Below are 23994 nucleotides of genomic sequence, written 5' to 3'. Positions count from 1 at the left end.
ATACAAATTTATCTGGTTTGCTCTACAGGGATATGTGACATTAACGATATCTTAATAAACAATCATGCTGACAATATTTTGGTTTTCTAATAAGTTGCTATACTGAGAGACTCACTTACAACTGAAAAGGAGTTGATTATGTATAGTAATAGAGCTGCAAGAAGGTTGTTGGGTATGCCTTATAAGTTAAGTAAATCTAAACGCAGAGTGACTATTTCTCTTTTGAATCTCGATTCCAGTGATAGTAAGCATCAAATACCAGAACATCTGAGTCATTCTTCTTTTATTTCTATAAAACGAGATACTTCTTCAGGAAAAGTCACTTATCACTCAGGAAATGCTTTCTATCCTAAATATTTAAATACGAATCAATAGAATAGCCTGCTTTATTTATCAAATAAGTTTGACTATAAAAAATAATATCACTACAAATATTACTGTAATTAAAACATTACATATTATATTGCTGTAATAAAACAAACCGCCCCATATATGGGCGGTTTTGACATATTGACGGCTCAGAAAAAATTGATTATTTACGGCGCCATGTTGTACCCTGTGGGCCATCTTCCAGTTCGATACCCATTGCATTAAGCTGGTTACGCGCGGCATCAGCCAAAGCCCAATCTTTGTTTTTACGAGCATCGTTACGCTGTTTAATCAGCGCTTCAATTTGGGCAACGTCACCATCCTCATGGGCACCACTTTGCAGGAACTGTTCAGGATCCTGCTCCAGAAGACCCAGAATACCCGCCAGTTTACGTAGCTCAGCCGCCAGACCATTCGCCGCAACTATATCATCTGCTTTCAGGCGGTTGATCTCGCGAGCCATATCAAACAGTACAGAATAGGCTTCCGGCGTGTTGAAGTCATCATTCATCGCTTCCGCAAAACGGGATTTAAAAGCTTCACCACCAACAGGCTGAGCAGATTTATCTGTACCACGCAGAGAAGTATACAGGCGCTCAAGTGCGGTACGAGCCTGTTTCAGATTCTCTTCCGTATAGTTCAACTGGCTGCGATAGTGGCCAGACATCAGGAAATAACGCACAGTCTCAGCATCGTAATATTCCAGCACATCACGAATAGTAAAGAAGTTGTTCAGAGACTTGGACATCTTCTCTTTATCCACCATCACCATGCCAGAATGCATCCAATAGTTCACATAAGGGCCATCGTGAGCACAGGTAGATTGTGCAATCTCATTTTCATGATGCGGGAACATTAAATCCGAACCACCGCCATGAATATCAAAATGATGCCCCAACTGTTTGGCATTCATAGCAGAACATTCAATGTGCCAACCCGGACGGCCTGAGCCCCATGGAGATTCCCAGCCAGGTTCACCCGGCTTGGACATTTTCCACAACACAAAATCCATTGGATTACGTTTTACATCAGCAACTTCAACACGTGCCCCCGCCTGCAATTGCTCAAGATCCTGACGAGAAAGCAGCCCATAATCAGGATTGGTGTCAATGGAAAACATCACATCACCGTTATCTGCAACATAAGCATGACCACGTTTAATTAGCTGCTCGGTGAATTCAATAATCTCAGGAATATGCTGAGTTGCACGTGGCTCTGAATCTGGACGCAGAATATTCAGTGCATCAAAATCGCTGTGCATCTCATTCAACATACGTGTAGTCAGCGCTTCACAGTTTTCATTATTTTCAATAGCACGCTTGATAATTTTATCATCTATATCCGTAACATTACGAACATAGGTCAAATCATAGCCTAAATAACGCAGGTAACGGGAAATGACGTCAAAAGCAACAAAGGTTCTGCCATGACCAATATGACACAGATCATAAATGGTGATGCCACACACGTACATGCCCACTTTCCCTTTATGGATCGGCTTAAATTCTTCTTTTTGGCGACTGAGAGTATTGAAAATTTTTAGCATCGGTGGGTTTTCCGTAAAAATTGATGTACGTGTAATAAAAGCGAACAAATCCGCTGATTATAGGCTTCCTTATCAGCTATATAAATAAACTATAATATGAAAAGCCAGGTGGGCTATTTCACCTTGATATGGTGAGCTTTGCAAGCATTGCGATCCACCTTGTTCACATGGGATTGCTGAGTACTGACTCAAGATCACAGATATGGTATAAAAGCCCTTGTTCCGAACACTCTAGAATATTAGGGTCAGTCAAAACTATTATTAGGATTTCTATTATGGTGACTTTTCATACCAATTTCGGCGATATCGTAATTAATACTTTCGCCGAAAAAGCGCCTGTAACTGTTGAAAATTTCTTGAATTACTGCCGTGAAGGCTTCTACGACAACACTATTTTTCACCGCGTCATCAATGGCTTCATGATTCAAGGTGGTGGTTTTGAACCTGGTATGAAGCAAAAAACGACTCAATCCCCTATCCAGAACGAAGCCAATAATGGCCTGAAGAACAGTCGTGGTACTATCGCAATGGCACGTACCAATGATCCGCATTCTGCAACGGCTCAATTCTTCATCAACATTGTTGATAATGATTTCCTGAACTTCCGCTCAGAGCGCCCGGACGGCTGGGGTTACTGTGTATTTGCTGAAGTTGTGGAAGGCATGGATGTAGTTGATAAAATTAAAGGTGTTTCCACTGGCCGCAGCGGTATGCACCAAGATGTACCACACGAAGATGTGATCATTGAACGTGTTACTGTCAGCGAATAATTATTTATACAATATCCACAGTCAGAGAATAGTTAATCGTTACATGAGTACACTGTTTATTGCAGATTTGCATCTCAGTGCGCAAGAACCGGCAATTACTGCCGGTTTTCTACATTTTTTGCGTGAAGATGCAATTCATGCTGAAAGCCTGTATATCCTCGGTGATTTTTTTGATTACTGGATTGGTGATGATGATCCCAATCCCCTGCATACTGAAATAGCCCAGGCACTTAATACACTGAAACAAAAAGGGGTTTCGTGCTATTTTCTTCATGGTAACCGTGATTTTTTGTTAAGTTCCCGGTTTGCCAAAGAGAGTGGTCTGATTCTGCTGCCGCAAGAAAAGGTATTGGAATTATACGGTAAACGTATTCTGATCTTGCACGGCGATACACTTTGCACCGATGACGCAGGTTATCAACAATATCGTAAACGAGTACATACCCCGTGGATCCAGCGGCTGTTTTTACTTCTTCCCTTATTTATTCGGCTAAAAATTGCAGCCAAAATGCGGGCCGGAAGCCAATATGCTAACCGCCAGAAATCCGAATCAATCATGGATGTCAACCAACAGACTGTTACTGAACACTTTAACAAATATCAGGTCGATTGGATGATCCACGGGCATACCCATCGTCCAGCGATCCATGATATCCAAATCAGCGATAAAACTGTGCATCGTGGCGTATTAGGGGCCTGGCACAATCAGGGTTCGATGTTTAAAGTGACAGAAGCATCTATTGAACTGATATTTTTTCCTTTTTGAACTCTCTGATCTTTTACTGGAAAAATCGGCGAATCAAACAACGCAAACGTTTTCCTTGTGCAATTCGCATGATATGATCCACCGCCTTACAATATTATTTTGATCTTGGTTCTGGTGGACATCCAATACAGGAGCATCTGATTTATGACGGCAAGCCCTGATCCCGAAAAAGCTATTTCCACAACAACGGTTACCTTTACAGCAGAAACGCCACATCATGCCAAAATTGCTATTGTCATGGGGTCAAAAAGCGACTGGGCAACAATGCAACATGCAGCCGATGTTTTAACCTCCCTTGGTATTCCTTTCCATGTTGAAGTTGTTTCGGCGCACCGAACACCCGATAAACTTTTTCATTTTGCCGAACAGGCGAAAGCAAACGGTTTTGATGTAATTATTGCTGGTGCAGGTGGCGCAGCCCATCTGCCGGGAATGCTGGCAGCTAAAACCTTAGTTCCTGTATTTGGTGTCCCTGTACAGAGTGCTGCGTTGAGTGGTGTTGATAGTCTCTATTCCATCGTACAAATGCCAAAAGGCATTCCGGTTGGTACGCTGGCTATCGGCAAAGCGGGAGCAGCAAATGCAGCATTGTTGGCGGCTCAGGTATTAGCATTACATGATGTTGCCCTGTTCCAACGTCTGTCAGAGTGGCGTCAGACACAAACTCAGGATGTTCTGGATAATCCAGACCCTCGGGAGGAAGCATGAAGCCTGTTTGTGTTCTGGGTAATGGCCAATTGGGTAGAATGCTGCGTCAGGCAGGTGAACCATTAGGAATAGCGGTCTATCCGATTGGGCTGAACGCTGAACCAGAATCCGTTCCCTATCAGAGCAGTATCATCACCGCTGAAATTGAGCGTTGGCCTGAGACGGACTTAACCCGCGAACTCGCTCATCACAGTACCTTTATTAACCGTGATATTTTTCCGCAACTGGCTGATCGCCTGCCACAAAAGCAACTCCTGGATAGTCTTGAGTTGGCGACAGCGCCGTGGAAGGTACTGGCTGATCCCAACCAATGGCCACAGTTGTTTAACGAACTAGGTGATTTTATTATCGTTAAACGTCGTACCGGGGGTTATGATGGCCGTGGCCAATGGCGTATCCGACCGGGTGATGAAGCTGAATTGCCGCCCGAAATTTACGGTGAATGTATTGTGGAGCAAGGTATTCCATTTTCAGGGGAAGTCTCTCTGGTTGGTGCCCGTAACGCTCAGGGAAAATCGGTATTTTATCCACTGACCCATAATCTACATCAGGAAGGTATCTTACGTACAAGTGTTGCTTTGCCAAATTCACATCATCAACTACAACAACAAGCAGAAAAAATGCTGTCCATTATCATGGAGCATCTGAATTATATTGGTGTCATGGCGATGGAGTGCTTTATTGTTGGTAATGATTTGCTGATTAATGAGCTGGCACCACGGGTACACAATAGCGGTCACTGGACACAAAATGGTGCTTCCATCAGTCAATTTGAACTTCATCTACGGGCAATTCTCGATTTACCTATGCCTCAACCGGAAATATTGGCGCCTTCAGTGATGGTCAATCTGATCGGTACAGAAATAAATCCTGAATGGCTCAGCTTACCGCTCGTTCGTTTACATTGGTATGATAAGGAAGTTCGTTCAATGCGTAAGGTAGGGCATCTGAATCTGGTTCATTCTGACAGAGATATATTAAGAGCGGCACTACAAACATTAAGCTCGTTATTGCCTGAAGAGTACCAAACTGGCCTGAAATGGGCACAAGACAAATTAAACTGAAGAAAACCGCAGGAAGTGGTAATCATTTTAAATAAATTACCACTCCTTATGTCAACTGCAACAAGCTATTTCTTTAATAACATTCTGGATAGTGTATCTACAATAGTCCTTGTGGTTTGGTCGATTTCATAATTAAGGAAATCCCCTACTTTGATCTTACTGAGATTGGTTAATCTTAAGGTTTCAGGGATCAGATTTAAGGCAATGGTTTTATTCTCTTCATCAATACCATTGATAGTTAAACTACAGCCATGAAGTCCGATGAAACCTTTCAAGAAAAAATATTTAATATTGTCTTGGGGGATCCGAATAACCAACCGATAAGTTTCACCTGTTGCAGTAAATTCTACTACTTCAGCAATCCCTTCTATATGTCCATAAAGATTGTGCCCCCCATTTTCTTTATACATCTGGTGTGAGCGTTCAATGTTGACTTTATCCCCAATGGAAAGAAACTTTAACGTTGTGGTATCAGCAGTAAAATCGGAAATATCAAAAGTGATTTTATTTTCGCTAAATTGAGTGACAGTCAGACAAGTGCCATCAATAGCAACACTGGCTCCAATAGCAATATCATCAAAAAAATGATTATCATTACTAATTACTATTGTGCTGAATCCATCTTTTTTATTGAGTGATAATACGCTTTCTGTACCTTGTACAATTCCTGTATACATAATATTTATCTCAGCACTGATATTAATTGAAAAATTAATCTGATTTATATTAAACGGCGGATTCGCCTAATAATTAAGTGCAATTTCTCAGAAAAGCGGTCAGTTGCTATAGTAGGTATCTTTCTCATCAAAGTAAACATGGTGAAACATTCCCCTCAGAGTTACATACTTTTCAAGTAAATAAATACATAGAGAAAATTGATTACACCACTCATCACAACCAAATGCTGATTTTAACTCTAGCATTTTGCTAATTATAACATTAAGTTAAAGGATAAAGAGGAATTCACCTAATTCCCCATAAAATAACGAGGAGAAATTAAGTGCCATTTCTAAGGAAGCAAAGAATAAACAATACATTCAGGTCTGTGACCGCAACAAGTACCGGTTTATCTGTCATCTCCTTATGTTTTCTTTTTTCGTCACCTGTGCAAGCCAGTGCTTTTGTCAATTTTCAATCAATCGATACCAGCCTTTATTTCCAACTCGGAAATAAAGTTGCCCCTGAGAAAACCCTCTCGCCTATCATTGAAGCCTTCGGTGATTACAAAATTGGTGATATGTATGTCTACAGTATTTGGCAAAATTCACTGCAAAATGATTATAAAGGCGATAAAAGCACCTATTACTATAAATTTGTGCCCAGACTCAGTGCCAGCAAAATGACAGGATATGACTTTTCCTATGGCCCATTGAAAGATGTGCTGTTTGCTCAGTGGATTGCTAAAACTAAAAACGTAAAATATGACTATTTCCCCGGTATCAGCTTTGACTGGCAGGTAGATGGGTTCAGTTGGTTACGAACCATTTTTTATTTTGAAAACAACGCAAAAGGGAACTGGAACGATCAACGCATCCACATCGACTATGGTATTCCTTTCAGTAATCGTCTGGGGGATTTCCGCATTGCAGGAACGTTCGACTACACACTGGGACGGCGCGATAATCCAGAGATGTTTGATTTCAAACCAGAGTTACATTATGACCTGGGGAAAAAATTGGGGTATCAACCCGGTCATCTGTGGACAGGTATTGTCATCAATCCGGTTAAAAATAAGTACAAAATAAAAGATACGTCTTACTTTCGCACAAACCAATTTAGCTATGGGATATTTATTCGATACAGCTTTTTTTAATAAGCACTTAAGATAGTACCGTTTTTAATGGTTTATTCCTTGATGGGGTCACAATGTCCATTCAACACGACAAATTCGGACGTACTTATCAGTGGTTTTTGCTGATACTTTTAGGCATGGTTTATTTTTTGTCCACAGCAACAACCTTTACGTCGTTGGGTGTTGTCCTGCCCAGCATGATAAACGAGCTGGACTGGAGCTGGACTGATGCTGGTTTGGGGTTCACTCTGCTTGGCCTGACTTGCGGGTTATCCAGTTTCCTGCCAACGGTGTGCATTCGCAAAATTGGCGTTCGCTTCACGCTATTTATTGGCCTGCTGATTTTTCTGGCTGGCTTCTACAACCTTTATCACACGCATACTATTTCATCGTATTTTATCGGAACGGCTTTAATTGGGGTCGGGTTTACTTTTCTGGCAACCGTGCCCGGCACCTATGTTATTTCACGATTATATGAAAAACAGTCCCTTGCTTTCGGTTTCTATTTTACGATTGGAGGACTGGGAGGCGTGATTGGCCCATGGATCTATTTTCTGGCAACCCGTGTCTGGGGAACGTGGAGAATGCACTGGATGATCTCTGCCGTCATTCTGGCTGTTTTTGTTATCCTGACCATTCTTGTTCTTCAGGAAGGAGAACAGGAAATGGCTCATGCTAAGGCAGTCAATCAAAAGCACAACAGCGAAAATCCCCCCAGTATTTATCGTACCAGGCAGTTCTGGACAGCCCGACAAGCACTGTGCACATGGCAATTTTATATCATTGCCGCAACCTATACGGCGTTTCTGTGGTGTGGTATTACGGTGAATAGCTTTGCCGTCGCCCATATTATCGAAAATGGTTTCAGTGAAGCGATTGCCGCTGGGTTACTGAGTTCTATGGCTTTCATCAATGCTTTTTCAAGGTTGGCCAGTGGTGCCATAGGAGAGTGGCTTGATCCCAAAAAACTGCTGGTTGGCAGTCTGGCTATCATTATTTTTGGCTTAATCGCCTTGAGTATCGCCTCTTCATGGCCATTCCTGATTGCCTTCACACTGTTTGTCGGCATGGGTTATGGTATGACTTTCCTCGCTTCCAGTGTCCTGCTCGCCAATTATTTTGGCCGTAAGCCTTATCTGGAACTATTCTCGATCATGAACCTGATTTCTACTCTGGCGTGTCTGGCACCTTTCTTTGCCGGTGCCATAAAAGATTATTCCGGTAGTTTTACATGGGCTTTTCTCATCATTGCTATCCCTGTATTTGTCGTGTTAGTTGTAACACTGATGATGAAACCTCCAGCCAAAAAATGAGAGACGATTCAGTCGAAAATGAGAAGCTCACTGACGAAATTCGCTAAATAATGATTACCATACCCTGAAACAGCACACAAATAAGGAAATAGTGATGTCAAAGAAAGAGTTCGGTGTATTTCTGCCTATTGCCAAAGGTGGGTGGATTATTTCCAAAAACACGCCGCCATTGGATTCGTCTTATAAACAAAACCGTGAGGCGGCTATTCTTGCCGATCAAATCGGCCTTGATTTCATTATGTCCATGGGAAAATGGCGCGGTTTTGGCGGTGAAACTGATCATTGGGGTAGTTCACTCGAATCTGTCACCATGATGGCTGGCATTGCTGAAGTAACTCATCGCGCCAAGTTGATCGCAACGGTTCATGCTGGCCTGCACAATCCGGCGGTTACTGCCAAAATGATCGCTACTTTGGATCATATCAGTCAAGGGCGTGCCGGGCTGAATATTGTCTCTGGCTCATTCCGCGATGAATTTGAACAGATGGGGGAATGGGACAGCAGACTGGATCACGATCAACGTTATGCTATGACAGAGGAATGGACGCGATTGATAAAACGGCTTTGGCGCGAAAAACAAGTTGATTATCAAGGAGCGTATTTCAATCTGAAACAGTGTGTCTCTGACCCCAAACCTCTTTCACACCCTCGCCCTTATTTAGTTTGTGCCGGCCAGTCCGAACGCGGCCTGCGTTTCAGTGTACGCCATACCGATGTCTGTTTCATTGGCGGTAAAGATGAAACAGAGACCCGCAGGATCAGTTTAACCGCCAAACGCATTGCCTCAGAATACAACACCACAACCAAGACATTTTGCATGTGTACAATCATTTGTGCTGAAAGTGATGCTTATGCCGAAACCCTTGCTCAATTCTATCGTCAGGGTTTGGATGTAGAGGCGGTCAGAAATATGATGCACAGTTTTGGTGTCGATGTGGATGGAAAAAGTAATGCGATGGTAGAAAGATCTCAAAACGCTTTCATGACTCATACTGCTATCGGAACAGCAGATACTTGCTATAAACAACTGTCGGATTTGCTGCGTACCTGTGAATTGGATGGGGTAATGTTGATATTTCCTGATTATATTGAAGGCTTGAAAATATTCGGCGATCAAATCCTGCCGAAATTGAGGGCTGAATTTGGCTGATGTTACTTTGAAAAACACGGACACAAAACATGGGAAGCCTGATTCTGTAGCTTCCCATGAACAACTAATGTGCTATTTATTTTAGTAAACGTTATTCTGGTAAACGTCGATATTGTCCTTGTCTGCGCAATAGCCGGATACCCAGCCAACCACCACACAATGAAAGCAACAGACTGCTGATAATCGGCAACAGGAGCCACATCAGCCACTGCGGTTGCCACGGAAAATCAAAAACTTTTGTCTGTAACAACCAAAGTGCAATTTCGGCACCAAATGCCGCAGCCAAACCTGCCATAAAACCGAGCAAGACAAATTCGCTCCACAATGTACGACGCAACAGTTTCTTACTGGCTCCCAATGTTCGATAAACTACCAGTTCAAGCTGTCGTTGGTTCATACCAACCTGAATCTGTGCCAATAAAAGTAATCCACCACAGACCATCACCAACACAACCATAATTTCCAACGCCCGGCTAACTTGCTGCAAGATACCTTGTATCTGCTTAATCATAGAGCCAATATCCAGCATACTGATTGTTGGAAAATGACGATTCAGTTCCGTTAACAATCTTCCATTTCCCTCATAATGGAAGCTGGTCAACCATGTTTGCGGTTGGTGCTCCAGTGTTTCTTTGGCAAAAATAAAGAAGAAGTTCGGATACAGGCTTTCCCAATCCACTTTGCGAATGCTGCTGACTGTCACCGCAAAAGTTCGGGTGTCCCCGGTGAAAGTCAATTTATCTCCAACCTTAATCTGCAATTGCTCTGCAACCCCTTGCTCCATAGAAACTTCTTTGGGTTTCGGCGGCCAGCTTCCTTCCACAAGGGTGTTAAACGGTGGCAATTCTTTTTTCCATGTTAAATTGAGTTCACGGCGTACTGTTGTACTTTTGGGGTGCTTTTCATCAGCCCATTCAATTGCCGGCTGCCCATTAATTTCTGTTAAACGTGCTAACACCACAGGATAGTATTCCGTTGGCTTCACTTTATAGTTTGCCAATAAATCATTTACCTGAGCAATTTGCGGCTGAGTCATGTTAACCAGAAAATAATTCGGGCTATCTGGTGGTAACTGTTGCTGCCATCGTCCCAGTAAATCTCCTCTCACCATGACAAGCAGTGCCAATAACATGAAGGAAAGTGAAAATGCTGCTAATTGTGTCATCGTCTGGAATGGGCGGCACAACAGTCGGCTGACCGCCAGACGCAGGCTCAACTGGCGAAATGTGATACGGCGCAGTAACCACAAACCACTCCAGCCCAATATGCCTAATAACAATGCAACAACTGGTATACCTGCCAGCAATGACCATAACAGTGGCTCAGTTCCTGCCAATAAGACTAATCCACCAGTAACCAGCAGTGCTACCGCAGGCAGATAATAACGTAATGGCCAGATAGACGCGGTGACATCGCTTCGTAATACTCTTGATGGCTGAGTTGCCATCAGTTGGCGATAGGGCCGAATGCCCACCAGCAGAGCAATACTGAACAGCGCTCCAATCGCCCATACCCACGGCCACATCCCTGCTTCCGGTAACATCTTAGGTAGCATAGTGGCCAGTACCCGAATCAATAGCGATTCAAAAACCAGCCCCAGAATGGAACCGACTGTCGTAGCTGCAAGCAATATCACCAACCACTGCCCAATGATCCACTGACGCAACGCCCAACGCCCTGCTCCCAGTGTTTTCAGGATCGCAACCAGATTGTGTCGGCTACGACAATAGTGAGTCATGGAAACGGCTACCGCTGCTACGGCCAGCAATAATGTCAGTAATGCCGACAACAACAAGAATTGTTGGGCACGTTCGATGGATTGTGCCAACGCGCCATTATCCTGTTTTAGTGTCAACCAACGCTGATCCGCTTTTAACTGTGGATCGATCAGTTGCCGGAATGATTGAACCGCCTCTGGCGAACCAGCAAACATATAACGATAAGTCAAACGGCTTCCCGGCTGAATTGCGCCTGTCGCTCTGGCATCATCAATATTGATTAAAATACGGGGAGAAAGCTGGAATGGATTAAAACCACTATCCGGCTCTTGCAACAGTTCGCCACTGATTCTCAATGTGGTATCCCCGACATCAAGGTTATCCCCGACTTTAATATTCAATAGTGCCAGCAAACGGGGAGCAACCAGTACAGAACCTTTCTCTGGCTTTAATCCCTTTGGATTAGTTTCCAGTTCACCATACAACGGGTAACGTTCATCGGTTGCTTTAACCTGAGCCAGTTGCGGAATATCTCCTGCATAAGTCATGGTTGAAAATGAGATTTGACGGCTTAATGTCAATCCTTTTTCCTGAGCCAGCTTTAGCCAGGATCCATCAACAGGATACGATGCACGTAATACCAGATCGCCTGCCAGAAAATCGCGGCTCTGATAATGGACACTCTGATCAATGCGATCACCAATACGTCCTAATGCCAATACACACGCCACAGCTAACGTCAGGGACAACCAGACAATCAATAGCGATGGTGTACGCCATTCACGCCAAAACCAACGCCAGATCATGCTTCCTCCCGCAATTTTCCATCCATCAGACGCAAACGGCGCTGGCAGCGGGCTGCAAGCTGATTATCATGTGTCACCAGAATCAGTGTCGTAGCATAATCGTGGTTGAGCGAAAAAAGCAGATCTGCGATACGGTCACCAGTTTGACGGTCGAGATTGCCCGTCGGTTCATCCGCAAACAGGATTTTTGGGCGAGTACTGAATGCTCTGGCCAATGCAACCCGTTGCTGTTCTCCACCCGAAAGTTGGGCCGGCATATGTTTCAGCCGTTTTCCCAATCCTAACTGTTCGAGTAATTCGATAGCCTGCTGGCGACTATGACTTTCGGATTCTCCACGCAAAAGTGCCGGGAGCTGAACGTTTTCCAACGCATTCAGGGTGGGGATCAACATAAACGATTGGAAAACAAAACCCACATTTTCTGCCCGTAATTGTGCCCGCTGTTCTTCGTCCATACGGCTGATATTCTGTCCCAGCAAATGCACTTCCCCTGAACTGCCATCATCCAAACCGGCAATAATGCCCAGCAAAGTGGATTTCCCTGAACCTGACTCACCAATTAATGCAATTGTCTGTGCCGGCTCGACAAGTAGCTCAACACCTTGCAATATATTAATTACCTGTTCCCCTTGGCCAACATGTTTAATGAGATTATGAACTTCAAGAATACTTTCTACAGCCATGTACTTTTCCTTTTCTTGTTAGTGCTATGCAGTGCCAGAGCAGTGGCGGCTGATACTCTACTTATATTAGGAGATAGTCTCAGTGCTGGCTATCGCCTGCCCATTGAGCAGTCATGGCCCACCCTAATGGCAAAAAAATGGCAGCAATCCGGTAATAAAATAACCGTCATTAATGGCAGTATCAGCGGTAATACCGCAGCACAGGGGCTTGAACGTCTGCCTGAGTTACTGAAACAACACAATCCTAAATGGGTTCTGATCGAACTCGGAGCGAACGATGGCTTACGTGGTTTTCCGGCCCGGCAAATAGAACAAGATCTGCAAAAGATCATTACCTTGGTAAAACAAGCCAACGCTAACCCATTATTGATGCAAATCTATATTTCGCCGAATTATGGAAAACGCTACACCGAATCTTTCGCCAAAATTTACCCTTCTTTATCAAAACACAATCAAATCCCTTTATTGCCATTTTTTATGGAGCACGTTGCTATCAAGCCAGAATGGATGCAAGATGATGGGCTGCATCCCAATCAAACCGCACAACCTTTTATTGCTGATTGGATGTCCAGCAAACTGTCAGCATATATCACCCATAAGTAAAAATATTCATTAATTAATAGTAAATCATTTATTTCAGTAAGCTGATGTAATTTAACAGGTAAAGTTATGCAAAAAGCAGTTCTTATTACTGGCTGTTCCAGCGGTATCGGATTAGCCACCGCCAAAGCCCTTCATCAACGCGGTTATCGTGTCCTGGCTGCTTGTCGCAAGTCTGCGGATTTGGCACATATGCGTGAATTAGGTTTAGAGCCTATAGAATTGGACTTGGATGATAAAGAAAGCGTCAAAAGAGCAGCTGAACACGTGATTGAGTTAACTAATGGTCGTTTGTTCGGACTATTCAATAACGGAGGGTTCGGGATTTACGGATCGTTGGAAAACATTTCCCGTGAACAGATGGAAAAACAGTTTTCCACCAATTTCTTTGGCGCCCATCAATTAACATGCCTGTTATTACCAGCCATCCGTGCCAATGGTGAAGGGCGGATAATCCAAACCAGTTCTGTGCTAGGATTAATTTCTACACCCGGCCGTGGTGCATATGCTGCCAGCAAACATGCACTTGAAGCCTGGTCTGATGCTCTGAGAATGGAATTATTCAGAACAGGGATCAAAGTCAGCCTGATAGAACCGGGGCCAATTAATACACGTTTTACAGAAAACGTTGCTCAGGCCGAAAGCGACCATCCTGTTGAGAATCCGGCGCTTGCACGTCGTTTAATGCTTGCTCCTGAAGATGTTGTCACCAAGTTAATTCATGCACTGGAAAGCCCTACCCCCAAGTTACGCTATCCCGTAACATTGTTGTCTCACGCTGTCACGCTTCTTCGTCGTATGTTACCCGCGAAGCTAATCGATAAGATTGTGTATTGGCAAAACTGAGATTGAAAAAGACATAGGTCATCCCTATCTATTGTTCATATATACCCATTCATATATTTGCAAAGTGAAAGGGGACAATCGCCTGATAACGAACTTAAAGAGAGAATCCCATGGAATCGACAATGAATACTAACAGCAACACTGCTCAGATTGTTCACATCAATGAATCTAATATTGCTCCAACTGTTCAGCAGTCCTTAAATCAGCTTGTGGTATTCTATTTCTGGTCACCACAAGATCTCCATTGTCACGAGTTAGAAGCGACTCTTGATAAGCTCGCACATGAATATGCGGGGCAATTTACTCTGGCTAAGGTCAATTGCGATCAATTAGGTCATATCTCTGCGCAATTTGGTGTACGTACCGTACCAACTGTGCTTTTTGTTCGTGAAGCCCGTCCTGTTCATGGTTTCGAAGGGTTACAGACAGACGAAAATATCAGAAAAATGTTTGCCCAACTTTTGCAGCAACATGAAAAATCGCCGCTGGAACAAGCAAGTGAATTGCTTGCTGAAGGCAAAAATCTGGAAGCCTTACCTCTGTTGAAAGAAGCATATCAGGCAGATCCACAGGATACTGAGCTGAGTTTATTCTTGGCTGAAGTCCATATTTCACTCAATCAGTTAGAAGACGCCCAAAAGATACTGGAAACTATTCCATTGGAAAATCAGGATCAGCGTTATCATGATTTGCTGATGGCCATTGAATCACATAAACAAGCTGCTGATTCACCTGAAATTCAAAAACTTCTGCAAGAAATGGCAGCACAGCCAGAAAATGCAGAACTTGCGATTCAACTGGCATCTAAATTACATGAAGTCGGACGTAATAAAGAAGCCCTTGAACTGCTGTTAGGTTTCCTGAAAAAAGATCTCTCTGCTGGCAATGGCGAAGTGAAAAAAACGTTGATGGATATTATCTCTGCACTCGGAGCCGGAGATGCACTGGCATCTAAATATCGTCGTCAAGTATACTCCTTACTCTATTAATCAGAGATTTTTTGTATTCCATGATTAACTAATAGAGGAATTATTATGGACTTACTCTCTCTTGGGGCTGTCCCCATTCTGATCATTATTGCGGTTGTCATCATCTTTACTTGTGTGAAAACCGTTCCACAAGGATATCAGTGGACAGTAGAACGTTTCGGCCGCTATACCCGCACATTGACACCGGGATTGCATATCCTGATACCATTTATTGATCGTATTGGTCGTAGAATCAATATGATGGAGCAAGTATTGGATATCCCATCGCAAGAAGTTATTTCCCGCGATAACGCCAATGTCACCATTGATGCTGTCTGCTTTATTCAGGTTGTTGACCCGGTACGTGCTGCCTATGAAGTCAGCAACCTTGAACTATCGATTATTAACCTGACCATGACTAACTTCCGTACTGTTCTGGGTTCAATGGAACTGGACGAAATGTTGTCTCAGCGTGATTTAATCAACAGCCGTCTGCTGACGATCGTTGATGAAGCCACTAACCCATGGGGAGTGAAGATCACCCGTATTGAGATCCGCGATGTACGTCCACCTAAGGAATTGATCTCTGCGATGAATGCTCAGATGAAAGCTGAACGTACCAAACGTGCAGATATTCTTGAAGCAGAAGGTATTCGTCAGGCAGCCATTCTGAAAGCTGAAGGTGAAAAACAGTCCCAGATCCTGAAAGCTGAAGGTGAACGTCAATCCGCGTTCCTGCAAGCGGAAGCCCGTGAACGTGCCGCAGAAGCCGAAGCACGGGCAACAAAAATGGTCTCTGACGCTATTGCCGACGGTAATATGCAGGCGATTAACTACTTCGTCGCTCAGAAGTATACCGACGCCCTGACCAGTATTGGCGCCGCCGATAACAGCAAAGTGATCATGATGCCGTTGGATGCCAGCAATCTGATGGGTGCTATAGGAGGCATTGCTGAGTTGATCAATGAAAGCAAGAAGAGCAAGCAGGATAAATAACGGCTCAATATAAACAACTAATTCAGGATAACGACTATGATTGAACAGATTGCCACGCAACCAGTCTGGTTTTGGCTCTGTTTTGGTGGGCTACTATTAATTGCTGAACTGCTGGGAACAGGGGGGTATTTGCTGTGGACAGGGATCGCTGCCGTGACTGTTGCCCTGATCACATGGATTTTCCCTGCAATGAGCTGGGAACTGCAAGGCACGCTGTTCGCTGTCTTGACACTACTCTCTGCCATTGCATGGCGTAGCTGGCTGCGTTACCGTCCGCGCAATAGCGATAAAATGCTCAATCAGAAAAACCAGCAGTTAGTTGGGCTACACGCCCGTTTAATCGCAGATACCGAAAATGGCTATGGGCGTATCAAACTGGCTGATGGCAGTTGGCGCATTCATTGTGACAGCGAACTGACTGCCAACACCGAAGTTGAAATCATTGCCGTTGACGGGATCACATTAAAGGTTAAGCCTGTATCTCATCAATCATGATTGGCACAGCAACCAGATAGTTGTTCAATTATGGGGCAATCGGCCCCATTATCTCCCGGGCATTCGGCAGCTAACGCTAATAGCTTTTCCCTTATCTGCTGTAATTTCACAATTTTTTCTTCTATTTCAGTCACTTTTTGTAGCGTCGCTGTTTTCACATCTATGCTGTGACGATTGGGATTGCGGGATAACCGTAATAACTCCCGGCATTCTTCAATCGTGAACCCTATTTCTCTCGCCTGACGTAAGAGTATCAATTCATCAATATGTTTCTGTTGGTAAAAACGATAACCATTATCTCCCCGCTCTGGTGCAATAATCAGATCTTTTTCTTCATAAAACCGAATGGCTTTACTGGTTAAACCGGTCTTACGGGCAATCTCACTGATATTCATATTTTCCCCTTGACCTTCCCCTTGCAGGAAGGTTTAGCCTAAAAGGATAATGATAAGTATATCACTCTGTTTCAGGAGATTTTGTTATGTCCACAACAACCATTCTCGCACTTCAGGGCTTGACCTGTATGCACTGTGTCGGCAGTGTCAAAAAGACACTGGAAAATCTGTCAAGTGTTGAACAAGCAGAAGTCACCCTTGAATACGCTAAAGTGATCGGTAGTGTAACTCAAGATACATTGATTGCTGCCATTATTGATGCGGGTTATGAAGCCACTCTGGCAACTCACCCCGATGTTGAACTACGGCTTTCAGGTTTAAGCTGTATGAAATGTGCTGGCAAAACCCAAAAAGCACTGGAATCAGTGGCTGGTGTTGTCGCGGCTGAAGTCAATACTCAAACAGCCAAAATTTACGGCAAAGCTGAAAACCATGCTTTGATTAATGCCGTAAAGCAAGCGGGTTATCACGCTGAATTAGCAGGGGAAACTATTTCCCCAGCAACCAATTCCCCAAAAAATAAGCCGCTGACAACATTTGCCTCAGAATCTGCTTCACAAGCACCGGAGTTTTTGGCAGCGGCAGTAGATCCTACTCCGGATACACAATCCACTGCAAATGACCATGGCAGCATCCAGCTTTTATTGGATGGTATGAGCTGTGCCAGTTGTGTCAATAAAGTACAAAAAGCTCTGCAATCTGTTGCAGGAGTTGAGAACGCCAGAGTCAACCTTGCAGAGCGAAGTGCACTGGTCACGGGGACAGCATCTCCCAACGTTCTGGTTGATGCTGTTATCAAGGCAGGTTATGGCGCAGAGGTCATTCTGGATGAAACCGAACGCCGGGAGCGTCAGCAGCAAATTGCTCAGACCAATATGCGCCGTTTCCGCTGGCAATCGGCCCTCGCTCTGGCTGTCGGTGTTCCGGTCATGATTTGGGGCATGATTGGTGACAATATGATGCTCTCTCCAGATAACCGTACAATTTGGTTAAGCATCGGACTGGTTACTCTTGCCGTAATGATATTTGCTGGCGGACATTTTTACCGCAATGCGTGGCAAAGCCTGAAAAATGGCGGTGCCACAATGGACACATTAGTTGCACTAGGAACGGGGGCCGCATGGCTCTACTCTATCAGCGTTAATTTATGGCCGGATATTTTCCCGCCTCAGGCGCGCCACATTTATTATGAAGCCAGCGCTATGATTATTGGCTTAATTAACCTCGGACACGCCTTAGAGCAACGTGCACGCCAACGCTCCTCAAAAGCACTTGAGCGATTGTTGGATTTAACACCTCCGACAGCTCGGGTCATCATAGAAGGTGGTGAGAAAACATTGCCATTAGCTGATGTTAAACCTGATATGACATTGCGGCTGGTAACAGGGGATAAAGTTCCCGTGGATGGTGAAATCATTCACGGCACGGTCTGGTTAGATGAAGCGATGCTGACAGGTGAAGCGGCCCCTCAACAAAAATCAATTGGTGATACAGTTCGTGCAGGAACTGTGGTGCAAGATGGAACCGTCCTCTTCAAAGCCTCAGCAGTGGGTAGCCAAACCACTTTAGCAAGAATTATCAATCTGGTACGTCAGGCACAAAGCAGTAAACCTGAAATCGGCCAATTGGCGGATAAAATATCTTCAATATTTGTGCCTGTCGTCGTTGCTATCGCCCTAATTGCGGGGGCGATCTGGTTTTTCATCGGACCGGCTCCCCAAATCATGTACTCACTGGTTATCATCACCACAGTATTGATTATTGCCTGTCCTTGTGCGCTCGGCCTGGCAACACCAATGTCCATCATTTCCGGAGTCGGAAGAGCGGCGGAATTGGGTGTACTGGTACGTGATGCTGATGCCCTACAACAAGCCAGCCAGCTCGATACCCTTGTTTTCGATAAAACAGGAACATTGACCGAAGGGATGCCACAGGTTACTGAAATTCAAACTTTCAATGGGTTCACCAAACAGCAAGTATTGCTGTGGGCTGGTGCACTGGAAAGCGGTTCAAATCACCCTTTGGCAAAGGCCATTCTGCTGAAAGTTGAAAGTGAACAAATTGAAGATCAACAATTACCTGAAGTAACACAATTTCATACTTTAGCCGGAACGGGTGTACGCGGGAATGTTGGTAATACAACACTGTTGTTAGGAAATATGAACTTACTTGAACAAAATCAGATTGATACAACAGAATTTAAATCGCAGGTAGCCAAACAGGCAGAAAAAGGTGCTACTCCCGTTATACTGGCAGTGGACGGAAAAATGGCCGCTCTGTTTTCAATACGAGACCCATTACGTCAGGATACCGTCTCCGCCCTGCAACGCTTACGTCTTCAGGGTTATCGTTTAGTCATGCTGACCGGTGATCATCCTGTAACAGCCAATGCTATAGCCAAAGAGGCTGGTATTGATCAAGTCATAGCAGGAGTGCTACCTGATGGTAAAGCCGCAGCCATTCAGGATCTCCAGTCTGAAGGTAAGAAAGTCGCCATGATTGGTGACGGCATCAATGATGCACCTGCATTGGCACAAGCAGATGTGGGGATTGCCATGGGAAGTGGTAGTGATATCGCCATTGAAACTGCGTCAATTACCCTGATGCAACATAGCCTGCATGGTGTTGCAGACGCGGTTGAATTGTCCAGGGGGACATTGCGTAATATGAAACAAAATTTATTTGGCGCATTCATCTATAATACGCTGGGTATCCCGATTGCAGCAGGTATTCTCTACCCCTTAACCGGAACATTATTGAATCCAGTAATTGCCGGAGCTGCCATGGCTCTCTCTTCAATTACCGTGGTCAGTAATGCCAATCGGTTACTGTACTTTAAAACTAAACGCTGATATTCCGCATTAATCATGCAGATATCGAAAAGCTAAACAACACCGGGTTTAGCTTTTCATTTATCACTTTCTTGTTAACCTTTAACGCGTTAGCATACCCATTCACGCCAATTACCGGAGTATATAGTATGGGAAAACTAATAACATATCTCAGCAATGTATTAGGACTGAATTCCCAACAATATTACCCCTATCCTGCTTTTGACGTCACTCTGCCGAAAAATAGACAACTACATATTGTTGGCAGTATCCATATGGGTACAGAAAATATGTATCCACTTTCCGAAGTCCTGTTGGAACAACTGGAGCAGTGCGATTCTTTGATTGTCGAAGCAGATATCACCCAATCCGGTTCACCATTCGGAAAAATATTTCCTGAACAGGTCGTACTGTCACAACGTTTATCAGCTGAACATTTTGGTGTTTTACAGCAGTACTGCCACGAGATCCAACACCCGGTAGAGTCACTGGAGCCATTACCTTCATGGCAAGTAGCTCTGATCCTACAGGCCGCTCAGGCTCAATACTTAGGATTGCGTCCCCAATACGGCATTGATTTTCAACTACTGAACAGTGCAAGAGCCATCGATAAAAATATTATCGAGCTGGAAGGAACCGATACTCAGGTTAATTTACTCACCAGACTACCGAATGGTGGCATCTCTCTGTTAGAAGATACTCTGGTTCACTGGCATACTAACGCCCGTGCTTTACAAACGATGGTTAGCTGGTGGATGAATTACAAACCAAACCAAGCAAACGAAGCATTACCACAGACTTTCTGTGAAGTTATTTACCAGACCTTGATGACTGAACGTAACCGCCAATGGAGTGAACAATTACATGACTTACCCGCAGGAAAATATTTAGTGGCTGTAGGAGCATTACATCTCCATGGTGAAAACAATTTATTGAAGCTGTTACAACAGTAGCTATTACAAGAACAGAAATAAAACTATTTCTAATAGTTACTATTTATACAGATAATGTTACAGGAAATACGACATGACTCCTGCTGTTACTCTACTGGAAAAACACAAAATTAATTTTAAACTTCATCCTTATGAGCATGATGTTAATGAACATAATTTTGGTGATGAAGTGGTTAAAAAACTTGGATTAGATGCTAAGCAGGTTTTTAAAACCCTTTTAGTTTCATTGAATGGTGACCCTAAAAATCTGGCTGTTGCTGTCACTTCGGTCGCGGGACAACTGGATTTAAAAAAAATCGCCAAAGTATTTAAAGCGAAAAAAGCTGATATGGCAGATCCACAGTTGGCACAAAAAGTGACAGGTTACCTGGTGGGTGGCATCAGCCCATTAGGACAAAAAAAGCGTCTTCCTACTGTTATTGACAGTCAGGCCCAAAGCCTCCCGACTCTGTTTATCTCTGGTGGTAAACGTGGCCTGGATATTGAACTGGCACCAACTGATTTATGTCAACTACTTAATTGTCCATTTGCTGATATTGCCAAAATTTGAAAACTAATTGTAATTACCATTAAATTTTTCGAGCTGGCTCTGTTTTCTTGAAAACAGGGCCTTGTTCAATTATCTAATGCCGATATACTTCCCATATCGCAAAAACAATATCATTTACCATTTCAAGTAACTTAATATATTTAAATAAAAGGAGATAAAAATGGCTACTTCGTCATTTTTCAGGCAGATTGTTATTACCCATCCCAAGGCAATTAAAATGTTGCGGAGGGCTAATAGAAGGCCAAGAAATAACAAATATGAACATATAGATATTGAAGCTGAACAGAAAGAGGCAATAGAAATATTAAAACGCAAATTCTCACTTTGAATAAAGTATTAATGGTTCTGGGTGCTGATAAAACAATGGAGTATTTGCACTCATTTTCATGTCCAGCAAACCAAGATGTAGAATCATTTTTACATTTCAAATCCATCAGATTTGAAAAGGCTGATGCAACAAGGACTTATTTAATTTTAGATAAAGTCGGAATTATCTTAGCTTACTTTTCTTTGACCTTTAAGGAGTTACCAACACATAACCTTGCTCTCTCTAAGTCAAAAATAAAAAAACTTAACGGTATTAGTAACAATGCAAATTCATTAAAGGTTTATTTAATTGGGCAAATAGCTAAAAATTTTTCCTTAAAAGAAAACCCAATAAAACTTAAAGATATTCTAACTCCCATAGACATTATCATTGAAAAAGCACAATACTTAATTGGAGGAAGAGTAATCATTTTAGAGTGTCAGAACAAACAGAAACTTATCAATTTATATGAAAGCCATGGCTTTAAAACAATACCAACTAAAACTAAAGGAGAAAGTGATTCACTAATAACCATGATATTCAATAATTAGATAACTATTTATTTTCAACCATCCTTATTTTAGATTATTTATCACCGTTCCCAATAGTAAGTAAAAGACCATCTGTCTTACAGATGGTCTTTTTTACCAATAATTAAACTTCACCAATTATCATTTGTACACAATTTCGCCGTTCGGTTCATAGTCCGCTACTTTCAGCGGAGAGTGTTTCTCAATGTACCCTTTCAACACTTCTGCATCGACAAAACCGGTATTAACATATCCCGGTAAATCATCAACTCTCGGATAACCGTCACCACCGATAGCATTGAAGTTCAATGTTGCCATCCGGTAAGTTTTATTCAGATCCAGTGGTTTTCCACCAATTTTGACGTCACTGATATTTTTGCCATCTTTTACAAAACTGACATTATAGAACTGACCATAAGCACCTGAATCAGCCTCCATATTCGCAGCAGCAGCCAAATAGGGCAGAACTTCATTTCCTTTGAAGTCCACATAAACCAATTGATTAGCAAATGGATGAACTTTTAATACATCTTTATAAGTGATATCCCCTGCTTCAATAGAATCGCGGATCCCTCCTCCACTCATCACAGCAAAATCAGCGTTTGCCCGTTCCATCTGTGCTGCCAGTACCAGGTGAGCCATATTGGTCTGTATAAAACGAACCTTGCTGCGATCGCCCTCTAATTTACCATCAACAGATCCAATCTTGATACCTAATTTCTGATCCCCTTTATCCTGATAAGGTGTCAACAATTTCAGCATTTCAGAGTTTTGAGGAATTTGGTGAGTGTAGTAAACACGCTCAGTGCTTCCGTCTTCTTTTTTGACCCTTTTGTTTAAATTGATGGGAATTAATTGATAATGAGTTAGCTTAAATTTACCATTGCGAAACTGGAAATCAGCACGACCAACATATTTCCCCCATTCATGTGCCTGAACAATCCATGTCCCATTTTGACGATCCGGAGAACAAGGCGTCCCAGGGACATAATTCACCTGTTTATAGTTTTTATTTTCCGCAGACATACAAACCGGATCTTGTGAATGTCCACCCACAATCATATCTAAATAACCAGCAGGTAAGCTACGTGCCATTTCCACATCACCAGGCGCATTCGTGCCATGATGACCGTCGTCGTAGTGCCCCATGTGGGTTGCTGCAATGATGACATCTGGCTTTTCAACCTTCTTCAGTTCATCAATAACTTTTTTCGCTTCTTCGGCAGGTATACGGAATTCCACATCAGGGAAATTAGCCGGATTACCTATTTTAGCTGTATCATCAGTAGTTAAACCAATAACCGCAATCTTCACACCTTGCTTATCGAATACCACATATGGCTTAAATAAACGCTTGCCGGTGCTGGTTTGATAAATATTCGCTGACAAGAATGGGAAAGTCGCCCATTTTTCCTGTTGATAGAGTACATTCAAAGGCTTATCGAATTCATGGTTTCCCAACGCCATCGCGTCATAACCCACCAGATTCATTCCTTTAAAATCCGGCTCGGCATCCTGCATGTCCGATTCAGGCACACCAGTGTTAATATCCCCGCCAGACAACAACAATACACTGCCGCCTTTTTTAGCAACTTCCTGACGGATAGAATCCACCACGGTTTTCTGAGCTGCCAGACCATACTCTCCATGATCATTCTGCCAAAAGTGACCATGGTGATCATTGGTATGCAGGATCGTAATATCGTACGTTTTATCCTTTTCCCAAGCAGATGCGATCATCGGTGACAACGACAGAGAAACAACAAGGGCACACACTGACGCTTTAAATGAAAATTTCATCGGGTATCTCCATGTTCCTTAAATAAATCTATTACTAG

General features: G+C 43.2%; 24 protein-coding genes. 18 read left to right on the top strand and 6 right to left on the bottom strand.

All coding sequences use genetic code 11. The features are described 5' to 3' along the window. The first annotated feature begins 138 nt into the window (after positions 1–138). Positions 139–375 carry a stationary-phase-induced ribosome-associated protein gene (gene sra / locus BDD26_RS09355; RefSeq protein ID WP_115826379.1) on the top strand — a complete coding sequence of 79 codons (237 nt, stop codon included), beginning with the start codon at positions 139–141 and terminating at the stop codon, positions 373–375. Between the two features lie 157 nt (positions 376–532). On the opposite strand, the gene cysS is transcribed toward sra, so the two are convergent. After that, positions 533–1915, bottom strand: coding sequence for a cysteine--tRNA ligase (gene cysS / locus BDD26_RS09350; protein ID WP_115826378.1), 1383 nt, complete (start codon positions 1913–1915; stop codon positions 533–535). 275 nt (positions 1916–2190) lie between these two features. On the opposite strand from cysS, the gene ppiB reads away from it, so the two are divergent. From ppiB to purK, 4 genes are all read left to right on the top strand, one after another. Beyond that, positions 2191–2685 (top strand): peptidylprolyl isomerase B, encoded by a 495-nt coding sequence (ppiB, locus tag BDD26_RS09345; protein WP_115826377.1) that lies wholly within the window; start codon positions 2191–2193, stop codon positions 2683–2685. A 43-nt stretch (positions 2686–2728) separates the two neighbouring features. Next, positions 2729–3451: a UDP-2,3-diacylglucosamine diphosphatase gene (lpxH, locus tag BDD26_RS09340; protein ID WP_115826376.1), complete on the top strand. Its 723-nt coding sequence runs from the start codon at positions 2729–2731 to the stop codon at positions 3449–3451. 144 nt (positions 3452–3595) lie between these two features. After that, entirely contained in the window at positions 3596–4159 is a 564-nt protein-coding gene (gene purE, locus BDD26_RS09335) for a 5-(carboxyamino)imidazole ribonucleotide mutase (protein ID WP_038268317.1), read from the top strand. Then, a complete protein-coding gene (gene purK, locus BDD26_RS09330; protein WP_115826375.1) occupies positions 4156–5223 on the top strand; it encodes a 5-(carboxyamino)imidazole ribonucleotide synthase in 1068 nt (355 codons plus the stop codon). Before purE ends, purK begins: the two co-directional genes overlap by 4 nt. A 65-nt stretch (positions 5224–5288) precedes the next feature. Here the strand turns inward: purK and BDD26_RS09325 are convergent, their stop codons facing one another. After that, on the bottom strand, positions 5289–5900 hold the full coding sequence (locus BDD26_RS09325; protein ID WP_115826374.1) for a riboflavin synthase subunit alpha: 612 nt from the start codon (positions 5898–5900) through the stop codon (positions 5289–5291). A 323-nt stretch (positions 5901–6223) separates the two neighbouring features. On the opposite strand from BDD26_RS09325, the gene BDD26_RS09320 reads away from it, so the two are divergent. From BDD26_RS09320 to BDD26_RS09310, 3 genes are all read left to right on the top strand, one after another. Continuing rightward, positions 6224–7036 carry an outer membrane protein OmpK gene (locus BDD26_RS09320; protein WP_115826373.1) on the top strand — a complete coding sequence of 271 codons (813 nt, stop codon included), beginning with the start codon at positions 6224–6226 and terminating at the stop codon, positions 7034–7036. A 53-nt stretch (positions 7037–7089) separates the two neighbouring features. Further along, positions 7090–8328, top strand: coding sequence for an MFS transporter (locus tag BDD26_RS09315; protein ID WP_038268306.1), 1239 nt, complete (start codon positions 7090–7092; stop codon positions 8326–8328). A 94-nt stretch (positions 8329–8422) separates the two neighbouring features. After that, positions 8423–9478: an LLM class flavin-dependent oxidoreductase gene (locus BDD26_RS09310; RefSeq protein ID WP_115826372.1), complete on the top strand. Its 1056-nt coding sequence runs from the start codon at positions 8423–8425 to the stop codon at positions 9476–9478. 91 nt (positions 9479–9569) lie between these two features. Here BDD26_RS09310 and ybbP read toward each other — a convergent pair whose 3' ends face one another. Further along, a complete protein-coding gene (gene ybbP / locus BDD26_RS09305) occupies positions 9570–12002 on the bottom strand; it encodes a putative ABC transporter permease subunit YbbP (RefSeq protein WP_115826371.1) in 2433 nt (810 codons plus the stop codon). Then, positions 11999–12685 (bottom strand): putative ABC transporter ATP-binding protein YbbA, encoded by a 687-nt coding sequence (ybbA, locus tag BDD26_RS09300; RefSeq protein WP_038268297.1) that lies wholly within the window; start codon positions 12683–12685, stop codon positions 11999–12001. The genes ybbP and ybbA overlap by 4 nt, the downstream gene beginning before the upstream one ends. On the opposite strand from ybbA, the gene tesA reads away from it, so the two are divergent. From tesA to BDD26_RS09275, 5 genes are all read left to right on the top strand, one after another. Next, complete coding sequence (tesA, locus tag BDD26_RS09295) at positions 12656–13288, top strand: multifunctional acyl-CoA thioesterase I/protease I/lysophospholipase L1 (RefSeq protein WP_211305459.1); 633 nt, start codon at positions 12656–12658, stop codon at positions 13286–13288. The two genes, ybbA and tesA, sit on opposite strands and share 30 nt — an antisense overlap. A gap of 66 nt (positions 13289–13354) precedes the next feature. Beyond that, positions 13355–14131: an SDR family oxidoreductase gene (locus BDD26_RS09290; RefSeq protein WP_115826370.1), complete on the top strand. Its 777-nt coding sequence runs from the start codon at positions 13355–13357 to the stop codon at positions 14129–14131. A gap of 110 nt (positions 14132–14241) precedes the next feature. Further along, positions 14242–15120: a thioredoxin family protein gene (locus BDD26_RS09285; RefSeq protein WP_038268291.1), complete on the top strand. Its 879-nt coding sequence runs from the start codon at positions 14242–14244 to the stop codon at positions 15118–15120. A gap of 45 nt (positions 15121–15165) precedes the next feature. After that, complete coding sequence (locus BDD26_RS09280) at positions 15166–16095, top strand: SPFH domain-containing protein (protein ID WP_115826369.1); 930 nt, start codon at positions 15166–15168, stop codon at positions 16093–16095. Between the two features lie 36 nt (positions 16096–16131). Then, entirely contained in the window at positions 16132–16590 is a 459-nt protein-coding gene (locus tag BDD26_RS09275; protein ID WP_115826368.1) for an NfeD family protein, read from the top strand. Here the strand turns inward: BDD26_RS09275 and cueR are convergent. Next, positions 16581–16985 (bottom strand): Cu(I)-responsive transcriptional regulator, encoded by a 405-nt coding sequence (gene cueR, locus BDD26_RS09270; RefSeq protein ID WP_038268377.1) that lies wholly within the window; start codon positions 16983–16985, stop codon positions 16581–16583. The two genes, BDD26_RS09275 and cueR, sit on opposite strands and share 10 nt — an antisense overlap. Positions 16986–17071: 86 nt before the next feature. Here cueR and copA point away from each other — a divergent pair, with 86 nt between their 5' ends. The 5 genes from copA (at position 17072) to BDD26_RS09250 (ending at position 22177) form a co-directional block, all read left to right on the top strand. Then, on the top strand, positions 17072–19837 hold the full coding sequence (gene copA, locus BDD26_RS09265) for a copper-exporting P-type ATPase CopA (protein ID WP_115826367.1): 2766 nt from the start codon (positions 17072–17074) through the stop codon (positions 19835–19837). A 128-nt stretch (positions 19838–19965) separates the two neighbouring features. Then, a complete protein-coding gene (locus BDD26_RS09260) occupies positions 19966–20769 on the top strand; it encodes a TraB/GumN family protein (protein ID WP_115826366.1) in 804 nt (267 codons plus the stop codon). A gap of 73 nt (positions 20770–20842) precedes the next feature. Beyond that, entirely contained in the window at positions 20843–21319 is a 477-nt protein-coding gene (gene ybaK / locus BDD26_RS09255; RefSeq protein WP_115826365.1) for a Cys-tRNA(Pro)/Cys-tRNA(Cys) deacylase YbaK, read from the top strand. A 160-nt stretch (positions 21320–21479) separates the two neighbouring features. Beyond that, on the top strand, positions 21480–21647 hold the full coding sequence (locus BDD26_RS19505; RefSeq protein ID WP_170140386.1) for a hypothetical protein: 168 nt from the start codon (positions 21480–21482) through the stop codon (positions 21645–21647). Further along, entirely contained in the window at positions 21644–22177 is a 534-nt protein-coding gene (locus BDD26_RS09250; RefSeq protein ID WP_244922693.1) for an acetyltransferase, read from the top strand. The genes BDD26_RS19505 and BDD26_RS09250 overlap by 4 nt, the downstream gene beginning before the upstream one ends. Positions 22178–22297: 120 nt before the next feature. On the opposite strand, the gene ushA is transcribed toward BDD26_RS09250, so the two are convergent. Beyond that, on the bottom strand, positions 22298–23956 hold the full coding sequence (gene ushA / locus BDD26_RS09245; RefSeq protein WP_115826364.1) for a bifunctional UDP-sugar hydrolase/5'-nucleotidase UshA: 1659 nt from the start codon (positions 23954–23956) through the stop codon (positions 22298–22300). Between the last annotated feature and the right edge of the window lie 38 nt (positions 23957–23994).

This window comes from Xenorhabdus cabanillasii (assembly GCF_003386665.1).
GTDB lineage: Bacteria > Pseudomonadota > Gammaproteobacteria > Enterobacterales > Enterobacteriaceae > Xenorhabdus > Xenorhabdus cabanillasii.
The sequence above is the reverse complement of the archived record's forward strand: the minus strand, read 5'-3'. Positions and strand labels throughout refer to the sequence as shown.

What these genes read in the sequence shown, in the direction of transcription:
- sra (WP_115826379.1), top strand. Translation starts at nt 139, where the DNA reads ATGTATAGTAATAGAGCTGCAAGAAGGTTGTTGGGTATGCCTTATAAG.
- cysS (WP_115826378.1), bottom strand. Translation starts at nt 1,915, where the DNA reads ATGCTAAAAATTTTCAATACTCTCAGTCGCCAAAAAGAAGAATTTAAG.
- ppiB (WP_115826377.1), top strand. Translation starts at nt 2,191, where the DNA reads ATGGTGACTTTTCATACCAATTTCGGCGATATCGTAATTAATACTTTC.
- lpxH (WP_115826376.1), top strand. Translation starts at nt 2,729, where the DNA reads ATGAGTACACTGTTTATTGCAGATTTGCATCTCAGTGCGCAAGAACCG.
- purE (WP_038268317.1), top strand. Translation starts at nt 3,596, where the DNA reads ATGACGGCAAGCCCTGATCCCGAAAAAGCTATTTCCACAACAACGGTT.
- purK (WP_115826375.1), top strand. Translation starts at nt 4,156, where the DNA reads ATGAAGCCTGTTTGTGTTCTGGGTAATGGCCAATTGGGTAGAATGCTG.
- BDD26_RS09325 (WP_115826374.1), bottom strand. Translation starts at nt 5,900, where the DNA reads ATGTATACAGGAATTGTACAAGGTACAGAAAGCGTATTATCACTCAAT.
- BDD26_RS09315 (WP_038268306.1), top strand. Translation starts at nt 7,090, where the DNA reads ATGTCCATTCAACACGACAAATTCGGACGTACTTATCAGTGGTTTTTG.
- BDD26_RS09310 (WP_115826372.1), top strand. Translation starts at nt 8,423, where the DNA reads ATGTCAAAGAAAGAGTTCGGTGTATTTCTGCCTATTGCCAAAGGTGGG.
- ybbP (WP_115826371.1), bottom strand. Translation starts at nt 12,002, where the DNA reads ATGATCTGGCGTTGGTTTTGGCGTGAATGGCGTACACCATCGCTATTG.
- tesA (WP_211305459.1), top strand. Translation starts at nt 12,656, where the DNA reads ATGAACTTCAAGAATACTTTCTACAGCCATGTACTTTTCCTTTTCTTG.
- ybbA (WP_038268297.1), bottom strand. Translation starts at nt 12,685, where the DNA reads ATGGCTGTAGAAAGTATTCTTGAAGTTCATAATCTCATTAAACATGTT.
- BDD26_RS09290 (WP_115826370.1), top strand. Translation starts at nt 13,355, where the DNA reads ATGCAAAAAGCAGTTCTTATTACTGGCTGTTCCAGCGGTATCGGATTA.
- BDD26_RS09285 (WP_038268291.1), top strand. Translation starts at nt 14,242, where the DNA reads ATGGAATCGACAATGAATACTAACAGCAACACTGCTCAGATTGTTCAC.
- BDD26_RS09280 (WP_115826369.1), top strand. Translation starts at nt 15,166, where the DNA reads ATGGACTTACTCTCTCTTGGGGCTGTCCCCATTCTGATCATTATTGCG.
- BDD26_RS09275 (WP_115826368.1), top strand. Translation starts at nt 16,132, where the DNA reads ATGATTGAACAGATTGCCACGCAACCAGTCTGGTTTTGGCTCTGTTTT.
- cueR (WP_038268377.1), bottom strand. Translation starts at nt 16,985, where the DNA reads ATGAATATCAGTGAGATTGCCCGTAAGACCGGTTTAACCAGTAAAGCC.
- copA (WP_115826367.1), top strand. Translation starts at nt 17,072, where the DNA reads ATGTCCACAACAACCATTCTCGCACTTCAGGGCTTGACCTGTATGCAC.
- BDD26_RS09260 (WP_115826366.1), top strand. Translation starts at nt 19,966, where the DNA reads ATGGGAAAACTAATAACATATCTCAGCAATGTATTAGGACTGAATTCC.
- ybaK (WP_115826365.1), top strand. Translation starts at nt 20,843, where the DNA reads ATGACTCCTGCTGTTACTCTACTGGAAAAACACAAAATTAATTTTAAA.
- BDD26_RS19505 (WP_170140386.1), top strand. Translation starts at nt 21,480, where the DNA reads ATGGCTACTTCGTCATTTTTCAGGCAGATTGTTATTACCCATCCCAAG.
- ushA (WP_115826364.1), bottom strand. Translation starts at nt 23,956, where the DNA reads ATGAAATTTTCATTTAAAGCGTCAGTGTGTGCCCTTGTTGTTTCTCTG.